Below are 16192 nucleotides of genomic sequence, written 5' to 3'. Positions count from 1 at the left end.
GAATCATTTATGAGGCCATAAATGTCGTTGCCGCGTCTTTCTTTGACGGATGCCCGTCATCTTCACCTTGCCGCTCAAGGGCTGCTGAAAAAAACACGCAGTCGGGCAACCCCAGCAGATATTCTTGCTACCATTTCGCGCATGTCGTTACTGCAAATCGATACCATCAATATTGTGGCGCGCAGCCCTTACCTGGTGCTGTTTAGTCGTTTGGGTGATTATTCGCCCCAGTGGCTGGATGACGCGTTGCAGCGGGGCGAACTGATGGAATACTGGGCGCACGAGGCCTGCTTTTTGCCGCGTAGCGACTTTATGCTGATACGTCACCGCATGCTGGCCCCGGAGAAAATGGGCTGGAAATATAAAGCGGAGTGGATGAAAGAACATGCGCATGAGATTGAGCAACTGCTCCAGCACATCCAGCATAACGGACCAGTCCGCTCTGCCGATTTTGAGCATCTGCGCAAGGGGGCCAGCGGCTGGTGGGCATGGAAACCGCATAAGCGTCATCTTGAAGGCCTGTTCACCGCCGGGAAAGTGATGGTGGTGGAACGGCGTAATTTCCAGCGAGTGTATGATTTAACCCATCGCGTCATGCCGCACTGGGATGATGAACGCGACCGGCTTTCACAGGAAGAAGCTGAAAGCCTCATGCTGGATAACAGCGCCCGCAGTCTGGGGATTTTTCGCGAACAATGGCTGGCAGACTACTATCGCCTGAAGCGTCCGGCGCTAAAAAACTGGTGCAACGTACGTGCACAGCAGCAACAGATTATTCCTGTCGATGTCGAAGGGTTAGGAACCCTGTGGCTGCATAGCCACCTTCAGCCGCTGCTGGAGCAGGCATTGACGGGTAAATTAACGGCGACGCATAGCGCAGTATTATCACCCTTTGATCCGGTGGTCTGGGATCGTAAACGGGCAGAGCAGCTATTCGATTTTAGCTATCGCCTCGAATGCTACACGCCAGCACCGAAACGTCAGTATGGTTATTTTGTCCTGCCGCTGCTGCATCGCGGGCAGTTAGTTGGGCGGATGGATGCCAAAATGCACCGCAAAACGGGCGTACTGGAAGTGATTTCGCTCTGGTTACAGGATGGCGTCAAACCTGGGGTTACTCTGCAAAAAGGATTGTTTCAGGCGATTGATGATTTTGCCCGCTGGCAGCAGGCAACACGTGTGACGCTGGGACGCTATCCTGAAGGTTTATTTGCTGATGCGCGCCATGGTTGGGAAATAGACCCAGCACGGTAAGCGATTATGTTAATATTTACGGATTCACAATCCGGTCCATCTGGAGGAACTATGGATCATCGTCTGCTTGAAATCATTGCCTGCCCGGTATGCAATGGCAAACTCTGGTTTAACCAGGAAAAACAGGAACTGATTTGTAAACTGGATAACCTTGCTTTCCCACTGCGTGATGGCATTCCCGTGTTACTGGAAACCGAAGCTCGCGTTCTGACTGCTGATGAGAGTAAATCATGAGTTTTGTGGTCATTATTCCTGCGCGTTATGCGTCCACACGTTTGCCGGGCAAGCCGCTGCTGGATATCAATGGCAAGCCGATGATCGTGCATGTGCTGGAGCGTGCGCGTGAATCTGGCGCTGAACGTATTATTGTTGCGACCGATCACGAAGATGTCGCTCGCGCGGTAGAAGCGGTGGGGGGTGAAGTATGCATGACCCGCGCCGATCACCAGTCCGGTACGGAGCGTCTGGCGGAAGTCGTCGAGAAATGTGGCTTTAGCGATGATACCGTTATTGTGAACGTACAGGGTGATGAGCCGATGATCCCGGCGGTCATTATTCGCCAGGTCGCTGAGAATCTGGCACAGCGCCAGGTCGGTATGGCGACCCTTGCTGCCCCGATTCACAGTGCGGAAGAGGCATTTAATCCGAATGCGGTGAAAGTCGTTCTGGACGCCGAAGGTTATGCGCTCTATTTTTCACGCGCGACCATTCCGTGGGATCGCGACCGTTTCGCTAAAAGCCTGGAAACGGTGGGTGACACCTTCCTGCGACATCTGGGTATTTACGGCTATCGCGCCGGTTTTATCCGCCGTTATGTTAACTGGCAGCCCAGCCCGCTTGAGCATATTGAAATGCTGGAGCAGCTACGTGTGCTGTGGTACGGCGAAAAAATTCATGTTGCCGTCGCCAAAGAAGTACCCGGTACCGGCGTAGACACTGCCGAAGATCTTGAGCGCGTTCGCGCCGAAATGCGTTAGTTTTTCTCACGACACTCCCCCTGATGACGCGAATTTTTGGGAGGAGTGTCATACCGTTACGCTTTCCCGCCACTTTTCTTTTCATCAATTGATCTCATCCGGGTGACATCTGTCTGCACGACGCTCATTATGAAAGCAGTAGCATTTATGAGGGCAATCCGAAATGGAACAGTTGCGTGCCGAACTCAGTCATCTGTTGGGTGAAAAACTCAGTCGTATAGAATGCGTGAATGAAAAAGTGGATACGGCCCTGTGGTCACTGTACGACAGCCAGGGAAATCCGATGCCACTGATGGCGAGAAGTTTCACCACGCCGGGTATGGCGCAGCAGTTGGCATGGAAAACCTCCATGCTGGCGCGCAGTGGTACGGTGCGTATGCCCGTCATTTATGGGGTCTTAACCCATGAGGAACATCCCGGTCCTGATGTGCTACTGCTTGAGCGTTTACGTGGAGTGCCGGTGGAAGCGCCTGCCCGAACGCCCGAACGTTGGGAACATTTAAAAGATCAGATCGTAGAAGGTCTGCTGTCATGGCATCGGCAGGATAGTGCTGGCTGCGTGGGAATGGTGGATAACACGCAAGAGAATATCTGGCCATCCTGGTATCGTCAGCGGGTTGAGGTGCTGTGGACCACGTTAAATCAGTTCAACAATACCGGGCTAACGATGCAGGACAAGCGGATCCTGTTTCGCACGCGTGAGTGTTTGCCTGCCTTATTTGAAGGATTCAATGATAACTGCGTGCTGATCCACGGTAATTTCAGTTTACGTAGCATGCTCAAAGACGCCCGTAGCGATCAGCTTCTGGCTATGGTGGGACCGGGGTTGATGCTGTGGGCGCCAAGGGAATATGAACTGTTCCGCTTGATGGATAATGCGCTGGCGGAAAGCCTGCTTTGGCAATACCTACAGCGCGCGCCAGTGGCGGAGTCATTCATCTGGCGGCGCTGGTTGTACGTGTTATGGGATGAAGTGGCGCAACTGGTCAACACCGGACGCTTTAATCGTTCCAACTTTGACCTGGCAACGAAATCATTGCTGCCGTGGCTCGCATGATAAACATGTGAACACCTTATCAGGCAACATTCCTGTCAATGTTCCGATCCCTTCAGCCACTGCCAGATGCGTCCCAGGGTTTCGTAACCAACGCGATCGCTGTGCATCAACCAGACGGGTGAAGGTATAGCGCGCTCCCACGGATTAAGCGGTGAATCAATTGCTAACTGATTGGCTGGCGCTGGCAGCGGATGCAAGCCGGCCTGCTGGAAGAAGATCATCGCCCGCGGTAAGTGGGAGGCAGAGGTTACCAGCAGGAACGGCGCATTGCCGATGGCCTTCTTTACCGCTGCGGCTTCTTCTTCGGTATCTTTGGGGTGATCCAGGGTGATGATTTCATTGGCTGGCACCCCCAGCGACTGCGCTACTCGGGCGCCAGCTTCTGCGGTACTGACGTTATTCGTCTTTGCGGCAGCGCCGGTAAAGATGAGCTTCGATCCCGGGTTTGCGCGCCATAGGCGAATACCTTCATTCAGACGTGGAAGGCTGTTGCTGATCAGATTTGAACTCGGCGCCCACTGCGGATTCCAGGTATACCCTCCGCCCAGCACCACAATATATTCCACTTTTTGCGAACCTTGCCACGTTGGATAACTGTCCTCAATCGGTTTCAACAGGCTGTCGGCGACGGGCTGTAAACTAAGGAGTAACAGTGCCAGCCAACTCAGACTAATACACACTTTCCCTGTTTTTTGAAAGCGACTGAACCAGACCAGCGCCAGGCCAATACCCATCATAATTAGCATCAGTGGCAGCGGCAGCATCATACCGCCAATCACTTTCTTCAGCGTAAAAAGCATCCTTTTTGGTTCCTTTTTTAACCATACAGCAGGGGATCTGAAGGGATATTACACCAGGAAGGTTCATTCTCGGCGTGGGTGTGACAAAATAGCGGTTTTACTTAGTCACCCTAAAGCCAGTATGTGGAGAGCCCGATGCGGGACCGCAATTTTGATGACATTGCAGAGAAGTTTTCCCGTAACATTTACGGCACCACCAAAGGTCAATTAAGACAGGCTATCCTTTGGCAGGATCTGGATCGATTACTGGAAACATTCGATGAGCAAAAACTGCACATTCTGGATGCCGGTGGTGGTGAAGGGCAAACGGCCATCAAAATGGCGGAACGAGGACATTTCGTCACATTATGCGATCTGTCTGGCGAGATGATCGCCCGAGCGCAACAGGCGGCAGAGGCAAAAGGTGTGAGCGGGAACATGCATTTTATACAATGCGCCGCTCAGGATGTTGCTTCGCATTTGGAAAGCCCGGTTGATCTGATATTGTTTCATGCTGTGCTGGAGTGGGTGACAGATCCGGTCAGCGTGTTGCAGACTCTGTGGTCAGTATTGCGTTCAGGCGGCGCGCTGTCGTTAATGTTCTACAATGCTAACGGTCTGTTGATGCATAACATGGTCGCAGGGAACTTTGACTATGTGCAGGTGGGGATGCCGAAACGTAAAAAGCGCACGCTTTCACCGGACTACCCGCGCGATCCGGGGCAGGTCTACCAGTGGCTGGACGAGATCGGTTGGCAGATAACCGGTAAAACGGGCGTCCGCGTGTTTCATGATTATCTGCGAGATAAACATAAACAACATGACGACTTTGAAATGTTACTTGAGTTAGAAACGCGCTATTGCCGCCAGGAACCGTATATCAGCCTTGGGCGCTATATTCATGTCACCGCGATTAAAAGTTCGGCCCGAGCCGCAGATGCAAGGATAATTTATGAGTGAATTTTCCCAGACAGTCCCCGAACTGGTTGCCTGGGCCAGAAAAAATGACTTCTCCATCTCTCTGCCGGTAGACAGACTTTCGTTCCTGCTGGCGGTCGCGACCCTGAACGGTGAGCGACTTGACGGCGAGATGAGTGAAGGTGAGCTGGTGGATGCGTTCCGCCATGTGAGTGATGCGTTTGAGCAAACCAGCGAAACCATCGGCGTACGCGCCAACAACGCGATCAACGATATGGTGCGTCAACGTCTGCTGAACCGCTTTACCAGCGAGCAGGCGGAAGGCAACGCTATATATCGTTTAACGCCATTGGGAATTGGCATCACGGATTACTACATTCGTCAGCGCGAATTCTCTACGCTGCGTCTTTCAATGCAGCTGTCGATTGTTGCAGGTGAACTAAAGCGCGCGGCGGATGCGGCAGCGGAAGGTGGCGATGAGTTCCACTGGCATCGTAACGTCTACGCGCCATTGAAATACTCGGTGGCGGAGATTTTCGACAGTATCGATCTGACTCAGCGCATCATGGATGAGCAGCAACAGCAGGTAAAAGACGACATCGCACAGTTGCTTAATAAAGACTGGCGGGCGGCGATCTCCAGCTGTGAACTGCTGCTCTCTGAAACGTCTGGTACGCTGCGTGAACTGCAGGATACGCTGGAAGCGGCGGGGGATAAGCTACAGGCTCACCTGTTACACATCCAGGACGCCACGATGACGCATGACGATTTGCATTTCGTCGATCGGCTGGTGTTTGACTTACAAAGTAAGCTCGACCGCATTATCAGTTGGGGTCAGCAGTCCATTGATTTATGGATCGGCTACGATCGTCACGTGCATAAGTTTATCCGTACCGCGATCGATATGGATAAAAACCGCGTCTTTGCCCAGCGTTTGCGCCAGTCCGTGCAGACATACTTTGACGATCCGTGGGCGCTAACCTATGCCAACGCCGATCGTCTGCTGGATATGCGTGACGAAGAGATGGTGCTGTGTGACGAAGAGGTCACCGGCGAGCTTCCGGAAGATCTGGAATATGAAGAATTTAACGAGATCCGTGAACAGTTGGCGGCGATCATCGAAGAACAGCTGGCTATCTACAAATCCAGACAAACACCACTGGATCTCGGTTTGGTCGTGCGCGAGTATCTGGCGCAATACCCACGTGCGCGTCATTTCGACGTCGCGCGCATTGTTATCGATCAGGCGGTACGCCTTGGCGTAGCGCAAGCAGACTTCACCGGACTGCCAGCCAAATGGCAGCCGATTAATGATTACGGAGCCAAGGTACAGGCGCATGTCATTGACAAATATTGAACAAGTGATGCCGGTAAAGCTGGCGCAGGCGCTGGCGAATCCGTTATTTCCGGCGCTGGACAGCGCCTTACGTTCGGGCCGCCATATCGGTCTGGATGAACTGGATAATCATGCCTTCCTGATGGATTTTCAGGAATATTTTGAAGAGTTTTACAGCCGCTATAACGTGGAATTGATCCGTGCGCCGGAAGGGTTCTTCTACCTTCGCCCGCGTTCAACGACGCTCATTCCCCGTTCGGTCCTGTCTGAACTGGACATGATGGTCGGTAAAATTCTTTGCTATCTCTATCTCAGCCCGGAACGCCTGGCGAACGAAGGGATTTTTACCCAGCAAGAGTTGTACGACGAGCTGCTAACGCTGGCTGATGAAGCGAAGCTGCTGAAACTGGTGAACAACCGTTCAACCGGTTCGGATGTTGATCGCCAGAAGCTACAGGAAAAAGTTCGTTCTTCGCTAAACCGTCTGCGCCGTTTAGGCATGGTGTGGTTTATGGGTCACGACAGCAGCAAATTCCGTATTACGGAATCAGTCTTCCGCTTTGGCGCGGATGTGCGCAGCGGTGACGATCCGCGCGAAGCGCAGCGTCGCTTAATTCGTGATGGCGAAGCGATGCCGGTCGAGAACCGCCTGCAGCTCAACGATGAGCCCGAAGAGAATCAGCCGGACAGTGGAGAAGAAGAATAATGATTGAACGCGGTAAATTTCGCTCACTTACGCTGATTAACTGGAATGGTTTTTTTGCCCGTACATTCGACCTTGATGAACTGGTTACCACGCTGTCCGGCGGTAACGGTGCGGGTAAGTCCACCACCATGGCGGCATTTGTTACAGCGCTCATCCCGGACTTAACCCTGCTGCATTTCCGTAACACCACCGAAGCCGGTGCAACCAGTGGTTCACGTGATAAGGGCCTGCACGGTAAGTTGAAAGCGGGCGTCTGTTACTCAATGCTCGACGTCCTCAACTCGCGCCATCAGCGCGTGGTCGTGGGGGTGCGTCTGCAACAGGTTGCCGGTCGCGATCGTAAAGTGGATATCAAACCGTTTGCCATTCAGGGACTGCCGATGTCGGTGCAGCCAACCCAACTGGTGACGGAAACGCTGAATGAACGCCAGGCGCGCGTGCTGTCCCTCTCTGAGCTGAAAGAGAAGCTTGATGAGATGGAAGGCGTGCAGTTTAAACAGTTCAACTCAATCACCGATTATCACTCACTGATGTTCGATCTGGGCATTATCGCCCGTCGTCTGCGTTCCGCGTCTGACCGTAGTAAATTCTATCGTCTGATTGAAGCCTCGCTGTACGGCGGGATCTCCAGTGCCATTACCCGTTCACTGCGTGACTACCTGCTGCCGGAAAACAGCGGCGTACGTAAAGCCTTCCAGGATATGGAAGCGGCGCTGCGTGAAAACCGCATGACGCTGGAAGCGATTCGCGTAACTCAGTCTGACCGCGATCTGTTTAAGCATTTGATCAGCGAAGCGACCAACTATGTGGCCGCGGATTATATGCGTCACGCCAACGAACGTCGTATCCATCTTGATAAAGCGCTGGAATATCGTCGTGAGCTGCATACTTCACGTAAGCAGCTGGCCGCTGAGCAGTATAAGCACGTGGATATGGCGCGCGAACTGGGCGAGCATAACGGCGCGGAAGGCGATCTGGAAGCTGATTACCAGGCCGCGAGCGATCACCTGAATCTGGTGCAAACCGCGCTGCGTCAGCAGGAAAAAATTGAACGCTACGAAGCGGATCTCGAAGAACTGCAGGTCCGTCTCGAAGAACAAAATGAGGTGGTCGCGGAAGCCGTTGACCGCCAGGATGAAAACGAAGCCCGCGCAGAAGCCGCGGAACTGGAAGTGGATGAGCTGAAAAGCCAGCTTGCCGATTATCAGCAAGCGCTGGACGTCCAGCAAACGCGAGCCATCCAATATACCCAGGCGATCCAGGCGCTGAATCGGGCGAAAGAGCTCTGCCACTTACCGGATCTGACCGCCGACAGCGCTGCTGAATGGCTGGAAACTTTCCAGGCTAAAGAGCAGGAAGCCACTGAAAAACTGCTGACGCTGGAACAAAAAATGAGCGTGGCGCAAACTGCGCACAGCCAGTTCGAACAGGCTTATCAGCTGGTGGCGGCTATCAATGGCCCGCTGGCGCGTGGTGAAGCCTGGAGCGTGGCGCGTGAACTGCTGCGGGAAGGCGTTGAACAGCGCCACCTGGCGGAACAGGTTCAGCCGTTGCGTATGCGACTCAGCGAACTGGAGCAGCGTCTGCGCGAACAGCAAGACGCCGAGCGTCTGCTGGCTGAATTCTGCAAGCGTCAGGGTAAACAGTTCGATATCGATGAGCTGGAAGCGCTGCACCAGGAGCTGGAAGCACGCATCGCCGCCTTGTCGGATAGCGTCTCTTCTGCCAGCGAACAGCGTATGACGTTGCGTCAGGAGCAGGAACAGCTGCAGTCTCGTATCCAGCACCTGATGAAACGTGCGCCTGTCTGGCTGGCCGCGCAGAATAGCCTGAATCAGCTTAGCGAGCAGTGTGGCGAAGAGTTTACCTCAAGCCAGGACGTGACCGAGTATCTGCAACAACTGCTGGAGCGCGAGCGTGAAGCCATTGTTGAGCGTGATGAAGTCGGTGCGCGCAAAAATGCAGTTGATGAAGAAATTGAACGTTTAAGTCAGCCGGGCGGGGCGGAAGATCAGCGTCTGAACGCGCTGGCGGAGCGTTTCGGTGGCGTCCTGCTGTCAGAAATCTATGACGACGTTAGCCTTGAAGATGCGCCGTACTTCTCTGCGCTGTACGGTCCTTCGCGTCATGCCATCGTGGTGCCGGATCTGTCGCTGATTACCGAGCAGCTTGAAGGGCTGACGGATTGTCCGGAAGATCTCTATTTCATCGAAGGGGATCCGCAGTCGTTTGATGACAGCGTTTTCAGCGTTGATGAGCTGGAAAAAGCGGTAGTGGTGAAAACCGCCGAGCGTCAGTGGCGTTATTCCCGCTTCCCGACGGTGCCGATTTTTGGCCGTGCAGCGCGCGAAAGCCGTATCGAAACCCTGCATGCTGAGCGTGAAGGGCTGTCTGAACGTTTCGCAACGCTCTCCTTTGACGTCCAGAAAACCCAGCGTCTGCATCAGGCGTTCAGTCGTTTCATTGGCAGTCATTTGTCGGTGGCGTTTGAAGCCGATCCGGAAGCGGAAATTCGCCAACTGAATGGCCGTCGCGTTGAACTGGAACGTGCGCTGAGCAATCATGAAAATGATAATCAGCAAAGCCGTATGCAGTTTGAGCAGGCGAAAGAGGGGGTCTCCGCTCTTAACCGCCTTCTCCCGCGTTTGAATCTGCTGGCGGATGACACGCTGGCCGATCGCGTGGACGAAATTCGTGAGCGCCTGGATGAAGCCCAGGAAGCGGCGCGTTTTGTGCAGCAACATGGCAACCAGTTAGCCAAACTGGAACCGATTGTTTCGGTCCTGCAAAATGACCCTGAGCAGTTTGAACAGCTGAAGGAAGACTACGCGTATTCCCAGCAGATGCAGCGCGATGCGCGTCAGCAAGCTTTTGCTCTGACCGAAGTGGTGCAGCGCCGGGCGCACTTTAGCTATTCCGACTCTGCTGAAATGCTTAGCGGCAACAGCGATCTGAACGAAAAACTGCGTGAGCGCCTGGAACAGGCGGAAGCTGAACGTACCCGCGCCCGTGAAGCGCTACGCAGTCACGCCGCACAGTTAAGCCAGTACAACCAGGTCATGGCGTCGCTGAAAAGCTCCTATGACACCAAAAAAGAGCTGCTTAACGATTTACAACGTGAACTGCAGGATATTGGCGTTCGTGCGGACAGCGGTGCCGAAGAGCGCGCGCGTATTCGTCGTGATGAACTGCATGCGCAGCTCAGCAATAACCGTGCCCGCCGTAACCAACTGGAAAAAGCGTTGACCTTCTGCGAAGCGGAGATGGAAAACCTGACCCGCAGGCTGCGCAAGCTGGAACGTGATTATTTTGAGATGCGCGAGCAGGTGGTTACCGCGAAAGCCGGATGGTGTGCGGTGATGCGGATGGTGAAAGATAACGGCGTTGAACGCCGCCTGCACCGTCGTGAGCTGGCGTATCTTTCCGGTGATGAACTGCGCTCAATGTCGGATAAGGCGCTCGGTGCGCTGCGCCTGGCGGTTGCGGATAACGAACACCTGCGCGATGTACTGCGCATGTCTGAAGATCCAAAACGTCCAGAGCGTAAAATTCAGTTCTTTGTCGCGGTTTATCAGCATCTGCGTGAACGTATTCGTCAGGATATCATCCGTACCGACGATCCGGTTGAAGCGATCGAACAGATGGAGATTGAGCTGAGCCGTCTGACGGAAGAATTAACGTCCCGCGAACAGAAACTGGCGATCAGCTCTCGCAGCGTGGCGAATATCATTCGTAAGACCATTCAGCGCGAACAGAACCGTATTCGCATGCTGAACCAGGGGCTGCAAAGCGTGTCGTTTGGCCAGGTAAACAGCGTTCGTCTGAACGTCAACGTACGCGAGACGCATGCTACCTTGCTGGACGTACTTTCCGAACAGCATGAGCAGCACCAGGATCTGTTTAACAGCAATCGTCTGACCTTCTCTGAAGCGCTGGCGAAGTTGTATCAGCGTCTGAATCCGCAGATTGATATGGGGCAACGTACGCCGCAAACCATTGGTGAAGAGCTGCTGGATTACCGTAACTATCTGGAAATGGAAGTTGAGGTTAACCGTGGCTCTGACGGCTGGCTGCGTGCTGAATCTGGTGCGCTGTCAACCGGTGAAGCGATCGGGACCGGGATGTCTATTCTGGTGATGGTTGTGCAAAGCTGGGAAGACGAAGGGCGTAGACTGCGCGGGAAAGATATTTCTCCTTGCCGTCTGCTGTTCCTCGATGAAGCTGCGCGACTTGATGCACGCTCTATCGCGACTCTGTTTGAACTGTGCGAGCGTCTGCAAATGCAGCTGATTATCGCAGCCCCAGAAAACATTAGCCCGGAGAAAGGCACCACCTACAAACTGGTGCGTAAAGTCTTCCAGAACACCGAACACGTTCACGTGGTAGGTCTGCGCGGGTTTGCGCCTCAGTTACCTGAGCCGCTGCCTGGCACCGAAGATGCCTCCTCGCAGGCAAGCTAAATAAAAGGCGGCTAAATGGCCGCCTTCTTTTTTTCCGGAAATTCTCAATAACTGGTGTAATTTCTTTAAACTTCTTTACATTAGGTTAGGCAAAAATTTTTTCATGTTTATATACTAAAGGTAAGCCTAACGCGTCACAGGCTTGCTCGTCATACTTCAGCTTGTATTGGCGTTTTACAGGTTCGGCCCCGCCAAAATAAGGGGAAGACATACGGCCTGGCTACTCAAAGTATGATAAAAAAACAGGGGGCAAGGGATGTTGCTTAATAAAATGTGTGGTCGTCGGCTGTCGGCAATTAGTTTGTGCCTGGCCGTAACATTCGCTCCACTGTTCAATGCGCAGGCCGATGAGCCTGAAATGATCCCTGGCGATAGCTCAGCGACCGTCAGTGAACAGCCAACAGCGTTATCGCAGCCGCAGGCTCAATCTTCCGCGACGGCTATCATGGCAGGTATCCAACCGCTGCCCGAGGGCGTGTCAGTTGATAAAGCCCGCGCCGAATTACAATCTCAACTTCCTGCGGGCTTCACACCGGTTTATATGAGCCAACTGGAACTGCTGTATGCCGCACGCGAAATGAAACCGATGTGGGAAAATCGTGATGCGGTAAAAGCCTTTCAGCAACAGTTAGCTGAAGTGGCGATTGCCGGCTTTCAGCCGCAGTTCACCACCTGGGTCGCTTTACTGACTGACCCGGCAGTAACCGGTCAGGCGCGAGATATCGTGCTCTCAGATGCGATGATGGGGTATCTGCACTTTATTGCCAACATCCCCGTCAAAGGCAATCGCTGGCTCTATAGCGATAAGCCCTATGCGCTGACGACGCCGCCGATTTCCGTGATCAACCAATGGCAAGTCGCGCTGGATAACGGTCAACTGACTTCGTTTGTCGCCAGCCTGGCACCGCAACATCCGCAGTACGCAGCCATGCATGAATCGCTGCTCAAGCTGGTGGGCGATACGCGGCCCTGGCCGCAACTGACCAGTACCGCGACGCTGCGTCCGGGGGAGTGGAGTAACGACATCCCTGCGCTGCGTGAAATTTTGCGCCGTACCGGGATGCTGGAGTCTGTTGTCAGTACGGCTGCCAAAGAAGGCCGTAGCGCTTACGATCGTGAACTTGTTGACGCAGTTAAGCGGTTTCAGACGTGGCAGGGGCTTGGGGCCGATGGCGCGATTGGCCCTGCCACGCGTGACTGGCTGAACGTGACGCCCGCTCAACGTGCGGGCGTGCTGGCGTTAAATATTCAGCGCTTGCGCCTGCTGCCGGGTACGCTGTCTACCGGTATTATGGTGAATATTCCTGCCTACTCGCTGGTGTATTATCAAAACGGCAATCAGGTACTGGCTTCGCGCGTTATCGTCGGACGTCCCGATCGTAAAACGCCGATGATGAGCAGTGCGCTGAATAACGTGGTCGTTAACCCGCCGTGGAACGTGCCGCCGACGCTGGCCCGGAAGGATATTCTGCCTAAGGTTTGGAATGACCCAGGGTATCTTGAGCGTCACGGCTATACCGTAATGCGCGGCTGGAACAGCAAAGAGACGATAGATCCGTGGCAGGTTGACTGGGCCACCATCACCGCCTCCAATCTGCCGTTCCGCTTCCAGCAGGCTCCGGGAGCGCGTAACTCGCTCGGACGCTATAAATTCAATATGCCGAGTTCGGATGCTATTTATCTGCACGATACGCCGAACCACACTCTGTTTCAGAAGGATTCGCGGGCGTTAAGCTCCGGCTGCGTGCGCGTGAACAAGGCATCTGAGCTGGCGAATATGCTGCTACAGGATGCGGGGTGGAATGATACGCGCATCTCGGATGCCCTGAAGCAAGGGGATACAAGGTACGTGAATATTCGCCAGAATATCCCCGTCAACCTCTACTATCTGACCGCATTTGTTGGCCCGGATGGTCGCACGCAGTATCGTACAGATATTTACAATTACGATCAGACAGCGCGATCCAGTGCACAAATTGTGTCAAAAGCTGAACAATTAATCAGATAAATGAAGCAGTTCGAGGAAAATAATTGTCGTAAGTTATGCTGGAAACGGGGCGAAATGGCTGCAAGCCCCGTATTTCCTGGGGTTGGGAGCCTTGACGTGGACTACTTAGCCAGATAAGGTTTCCCGCGTGCGCTAGAGCATACATACGATAACATTGACCTTGTAGACCTTAAAACCATGGACAAATTTGACGCTAATCGCCGCAAACTGCTGGCGCTTGGTGGCATTGCCCTCGGCGCTGCCATCCTGCCTACGCCTGCGTTTGCTACACTCTCTACCCCACGTCCGCGCATTTTGACTCTGAATAACCTGCATACCGGTGAGTCAATAAAAGCAGAGTTTTTTGATGGCAGGGGCTATATTCAGGACGAATTAGCTAAACTTAATCACTTTTTCCGTGATTTTCGTGCGAATAAAGTGAAATCCATCGATCCGGGATTGTTCGATCAACTCTTCCGTCTGCAGGGCCTGCTGGGCACGCGTAAACCCGTACAGCTTATTTCTGGTTACCGCTCTATTGATACCAATAATGAATTACGTGCGCACAGCCGCGGTGTGGCAAAGAAAAGCTACCACACGAAAGGGCAGGCCATGGATTTCCATATTGAAGGCATCGCATTAAGTAATATTCGCAAAGCTGCGTTATCTATGCGCGCAGGTGGTGTAGGATACTACCCACGCAGTAACTTTGTGCATATTGACACCGGACCGGCGCGTCATTGGTGATCCATAAGCTTAATGAAACAGGAGCCGTATGAACTATCGTATTATTCCGGTCACTGCATTCGCCCAGAACTGCTCGTTAATCTGGTGTGAGCAAACCCGTCTGGCTGCGCTGGTCGATCCCGGCGGCGATGCTGAGAAAATCAAACAGGAAGTCGATGCCAGTGGCCTGACGCTAATGCAGATCCTGCTCACCCATGGTCATCTTGATCACGTAGGTGCGGCGGCTGAACTGGCACAGCATTATGGTGTACCGGTTATTGGTCCGGAAAAAGAAGATGAGTTCTGGTTACAAGGACTTCCTGCTCAGAGTCGCATGTTTGGCCTGGGCGATTGTGAGCCGCTGACGCCCGATCGCTGGTTGAATGAAGGCGACCGGGTAAGCGTGGGTAACGTGACGTTGCAGGTACTGCATTGCCCGGGCCACACGCCGGGACATGTGGTCTTCTTTGATGAACAATCAAAGCTACTGATTTCTGGTGACGTGATCTTCAAAGGCGGCGTTGGGCGCAGCGATTTTCCTCGCGGAGATCATAGTCAACTGATTGATTCGATTAAACGTAAACTGTTGCCGTTGGGCGATGACGTGACGTTTATTCCGGGTCACGGCCCACTATCGACGTTGGGCAACGAACGGCTACATAATCCGTTCCTGCAGGATGAAATGCCTGTCTGGTAACACCGCAGATAAATGAAAAAGGCCGCTATTACGGCCTTTTTAGTACGCGATAGATTACAGTACTGCGACAATCGCTTCGCACAGCGGCGCCATGTTATCTGGCGTCATTCCTGCTACGTTCACACGTCCGGAAGCGACGGCATAGACACCAAACTCTTCACGCAGACGCAGAACCTGCTCTTTGGTCAGGCCGCTGAATGAGAACATGCCGTTCTGTTTGATGATAAAGCTGAAGTCGCGGTTCGCACCTTTCTCCTGCAGCGTATTCACAAACAGCAAACGCATGCGTTGGATGCGTTGACGCATATCAGTCAGTTCCTGTTCCCAGATAGCGCGCAGGGCATCGTTGCTCAGGATGGTTGCCACAACCGACGCGCCGTGTGCTGGTGGGTTGGAATAGTTGGCACGAATGACGGACTTCATCTGGCTAAACGCGCGGTCGACGGTTTCAGCATCGGCTGCAACCAGCGTACAGGCACCTACGCGCTCATTGTACAGACCAAAGTTCTTGGAGTAGGAACTGGCGACGATCAGCTCTTTGTGCAGCGCAGCGAATGCGCGCAGACCTTCTGCATCTTCTTCCAGACCGCGGGCAAAGCCCTGGTATGCGAAGTCAAACAGCGGCAACCAACCTTTTTCGACTGAAAGCTGAGCCAGCGTTTGCCACTGCTCCAGCGTAGGGTCGATACCGGTTGGGTTATGGCAGCAGCCGTGGAATAACACCACGTCGCAAGCCTGCGCTTCGCTGAGGCTTGCCAGCAGCGCATCAAAGTCTAATGAGTGGTTCGCGGCATCGTAATAGTTGTATTCACGAACTTCCAGACCGGCAGAGTTAAAGACGCTCTTATGGTTTGGCCAGCTTGGATTGCTCACCCATACGCGTTTAGCTGAGGTGTTTTTTGCCAGGAAATCAGCGGCCACACGCAGTGCGCCAGTGCCGCCAGGAGTCTGTGCTGTACGCGCACGTTTGTCGTTGATAAGCGAACTTTCTTTACCAAACAGTAATTCCTGAGTGCAGCGACCAAACTCTGGAATACCGTCGATGCCAAGGTAATTTTTGGTGGTTTCATTTTCCAGTATATATTGCTCGGCTTTTTTAACGCTGGTCAGTACGGGCGTTTTACCTGTCTCATCTTTATATACACCGATCCCAAGGTTTATTTTTCCTGGGCGGTCATCGGCACGAAACAAATCAGCCAGACCCAAAATGGGGTCGGCAGGAGCGGCAGTAATGTTCTCAAACATGACGAGGTTCCATAGTGATTACAGAAGGGAAGTCCGCTATCAGGTTAACG

The 16192-nt window shown here is 53.4% G+C and carries 13 protein-coding genes; 11 read left to right on the top strand and 2 right to left on the bottom strand.

What is annotated here, in order from left to right; all coding sequences use genetic code 11:
• Nucleotides 1-21 precede the first annotated feature (21 nt).
• The 4 genes from OGW44_RS16150 to OGW44_RS16135 all read left to right on the top strand — a co-directional run bounded on the left by OGW44_RS16150 (nucleotide 22) and on the right by OGW44_RS16135 (nucleotide 3288).
• Nucleotides 22-1254, top strand: a complete 1233-nt coding sequence (locus OGW44_RS16150) for a winged helix-turn-helix domain-containing protein (RefSeq protein WP_185654325.1) — start codon at nucleotides 22-24, stop codon at nucleotides 1252-1254.
• A gap of 51 nt (nucleotides 1255-1305) precedes the next feature.
• Nucleotides 1306-1488 (top strand): protein YcaR, encoded by a 183-nt coding sequence (ycaR, locus tag OGW44_RS16145; protein WP_003035793.1) that lies wholly within the window; start codon nucleotides 1306-1308, stop codon nucleotides 1486-1488.
• Nucleotides 1485-2231, top strand: a complete 747-nt coding sequence (gene kdsB / locus OGW44_RS16140; protein ID WP_016152452.1) for a 3-deoxy-manno-octulosonate cytidylyltransferase — start codon at nucleotides 1485-1487, stop codon at nucleotides 2229-2231. The genes ycaR and kdsB overlap by 4 nt, the downstream gene beginning before the upstream one ends.
• A 163-nt stretch (nucleotides 2232-2394) precedes the next feature.
• Nucleotides 2395-3288 carry a YcbJ family phosphotransferase gene (locus tag OGW44_RS16135; protein WP_049042123.1) on the top strand — a complete coding sequence of 298 codons (894 nt, stop codon included), beginning with the start codon at nucleotides 2395-2397 and terminating at the stop codon, nucleotides 3286-3288.
• Between the two features lie 35 nt (nucleotides 3289-3323).
• On the opposite strand, the gene elyC is transcribed toward OGW44_RS16135, so the two are convergent.
• Nucleotides 3324-4088: an envelope biogenesis factor ElyC gene (gene elyC / locus OGW44_RS16130; RefSeq protein WP_019076401.1), complete on the bottom strand. Its 765-nt coding sequence runs from the start codon at nucleotides 4086-4088 to the stop codon at nucleotides 3324-3326.
• A gap of 135 nt (nucleotides 4089-4223) precedes the next feature.
• On the opposite strand from elyC, the gene cmoM reads away from it, so the two are divergent.
• The 7 genes from cmoM to OGW44_RS16095 all read left to right on the top strand — a co-directional run bounded on the left by cmoM (nucleotide 4224) and on the right by OGW44_RS16095 (nucleotide 14897).
• A complete protein-coding gene (cmoM, locus tag OGW44_RS16125) occupies nucleotides 4224-5027 on the top strand; it encodes a tRNA uridine 5-oxyacetic acid(34) methyltransferase CmoM (RefSeq protein ID WP_049042122.1) in 804 nt (267 codons plus the stop codon).
• Nucleotides 5020-6342, top strand: coding sequence for a chromosome partition protein MukF (gene mukF / locus OGW44_RS16120; RefSeq protein WP_185654326.1), 1323 nt, complete (start codon nucleotides 5020-5022; stop codon nucleotides 6340-6342). Before cmoM ends, mukF begins: the two co-directional genes overlap by 8 nt.
• On the top strand, nucleotides 6323-7027 hold the full coding sequence (gene mukE / locus OGW44_RS16115) for a chromosome partition protein MukE (protein WP_016152457.1): 705 nt from the start codon (nucleotides 6323-6325) through the stop codon (nucleotides 7025-7027). Before mukF ends, mukE begins: the two co-directional genes overlap by 20 nt.
• Entirely contained in the window at nucleotides 7027-11487 is a 4461-nt protein-coding gene (mukB, locus tag OGW44_RS16110) for a chromosome partition protein MukB (protein WP_016152458.1), read from the top strand. Before mukE ends, mukB begins: the two co-directional genes overlap by 1 nt.
• Before the next feature lie 256 nt (nucleotides 11488-11743).
• A complete protein-coding gene (gene ldtD, locus OGW44_RS16105) occupies nucleotides 11744-13495 on the top strand; it encodes a L,D-transpeptidase (protein WP_016156125.1) in 1752 nt (583 codons plus the stop codon).
• A gap of 177 nt (nucleotides 13496-13672) precedes the next feature.
• Complete coding sequence (gene mepK, locus OGW44_RS16100; protein WP_016152461.1) at nucleotides 13673-14221, top strand: peptidoglycan L,D-endopeptidase MepK; 549 nt, start codon at nucleotides 13673-13675, stop codon at nucleotides 14219-14221.
• Nucleotides 14222-14249: 28 nt separating this feature from the next.
• Nucleotides 14250-14897, top strand: a complete 648-nt coding sequence (locus OGW44_RS16095) for an MBL fold metallo-hydrolase (RefSeq protein WP_003035823.1) — start codon at nucleotides 14250-14252, stop codon at nucleotides 14895-14897.
• A 54-nt stretch (nucleotides 14898-14951) separates the two neighbouring features.
• On the opposite strand, the gene aspC is transcribed toward OGW44_RS16095, so the two are convergent.
• Nucleotides 14952-16142: an aspartate transaminase gene (gene aspC, locus OGW44_RS16090; RefSeq protein ID WP_185654327.1), complete on the bottom strand. Its 1191-nt coding sequence runs from the start codon at nucleotides 16140-16142 to the stop codon at nucleotides 14952-14954.
• Between the last annotated feature and the right edge of the window lie 50 nt (nucleotides 16143-16192).

The sequence above is a fragment of the Citrobacter sp. Cb023 genome (genome assembly GCF_030336805.1).
Taxonomy (GTDB): domain Bacteria; phylum Pseudomonadota; class Gammaproteobacteria; order Enterobacterales; family Enterobacteriaceae; genus Citrobacter; species Citrobacter braakii.
This window is presented reverse-complemented; position numbering and strand designations above follow the sequence as displayed.

Coding starts and splice junctions, on each gene's coding strand:
- OGW44_RS16150 (WP_185654325.1), top strand. CDS start 22: ATGTCGTTGCCGCGTCTTTCTTTGACGGATGCCCGTCATCTTCACCTT.
- ycaR (WP_003035793.1), top strand. CDS start 1,306: ATGGATCATCGTCTGCTTGAAATCATTGCCTGCCCGGTATGCAATGGC.
- kdsB (WP_016152452.1), top strand. CDS start 1,485: ATGAGTTTTGTGGTCATTATTCCTGCGCGTTATGCGTCCACACGTTTG.
- OGW44_RS16135 (WP_049042123.1), top strand. CDS start 2,395: ATGGAACAGTTGCGTGCCGAACTCAGTCATCTGTTGGGTGAAAAACTC.
- elyC (WP_019076401.1), bottom strand. CDS start 4,088: ATGCTTTTTACGCTGAAGAAAGTGATTGGCGGTATGATGCTGCCGCTG.
- cmoM (WP_049042122.1), top strand. CDS start 4,224: ATGCGGGACCGCAATTTTGATGACATTGCAGAGAAGTTTTCCCGTAAC.
- mukF (WP_185654326.1), top strand. CDS start 5,020: ATGAGTGAATTTTCCCAGACAGTCCCCGAACTGGTTGCCTGGGCCAGA.
- mukE (WP_016152457.1), top strand. CDS start 6,323: ATGTCATTGACAAATATTGAACAAGTGATGCCGGTAAAGCTGGCGCAG.
- mukB (WP_016152458.1), top strand. CDS start 7,027: ATGATTGAACGCGGTAAATTTCGCTCACTTACGCTGATTAACTGGAAT.
- ldtD (WP_016156125.1), top strand. CDS start 11,744: ATGTTGCTTAATAAAATGTGTGGTCGTCGGCTGTCGGCAATTAGTTTG.
- mepK (WP_016152461.1), top strand. CDS start 13,673: ATGGACAAATTTGACGCTAATCGCCGCAAACTGCTGGCGCTTGGTGGC.
- OGW44_RS16095 (WP_003035823.1), top strand. CDS start 14,250: ATGAACTATCGTATTATTCCGGTCACTGCATTCGCCCAGAACTGCTCG.
- aspC (WP_185654327.1), bottom strand. CDS start 16,142: ATGTTTGAGAACATTACTGCCGCTCCTGCCGACCCCATTTTGGGTCTG.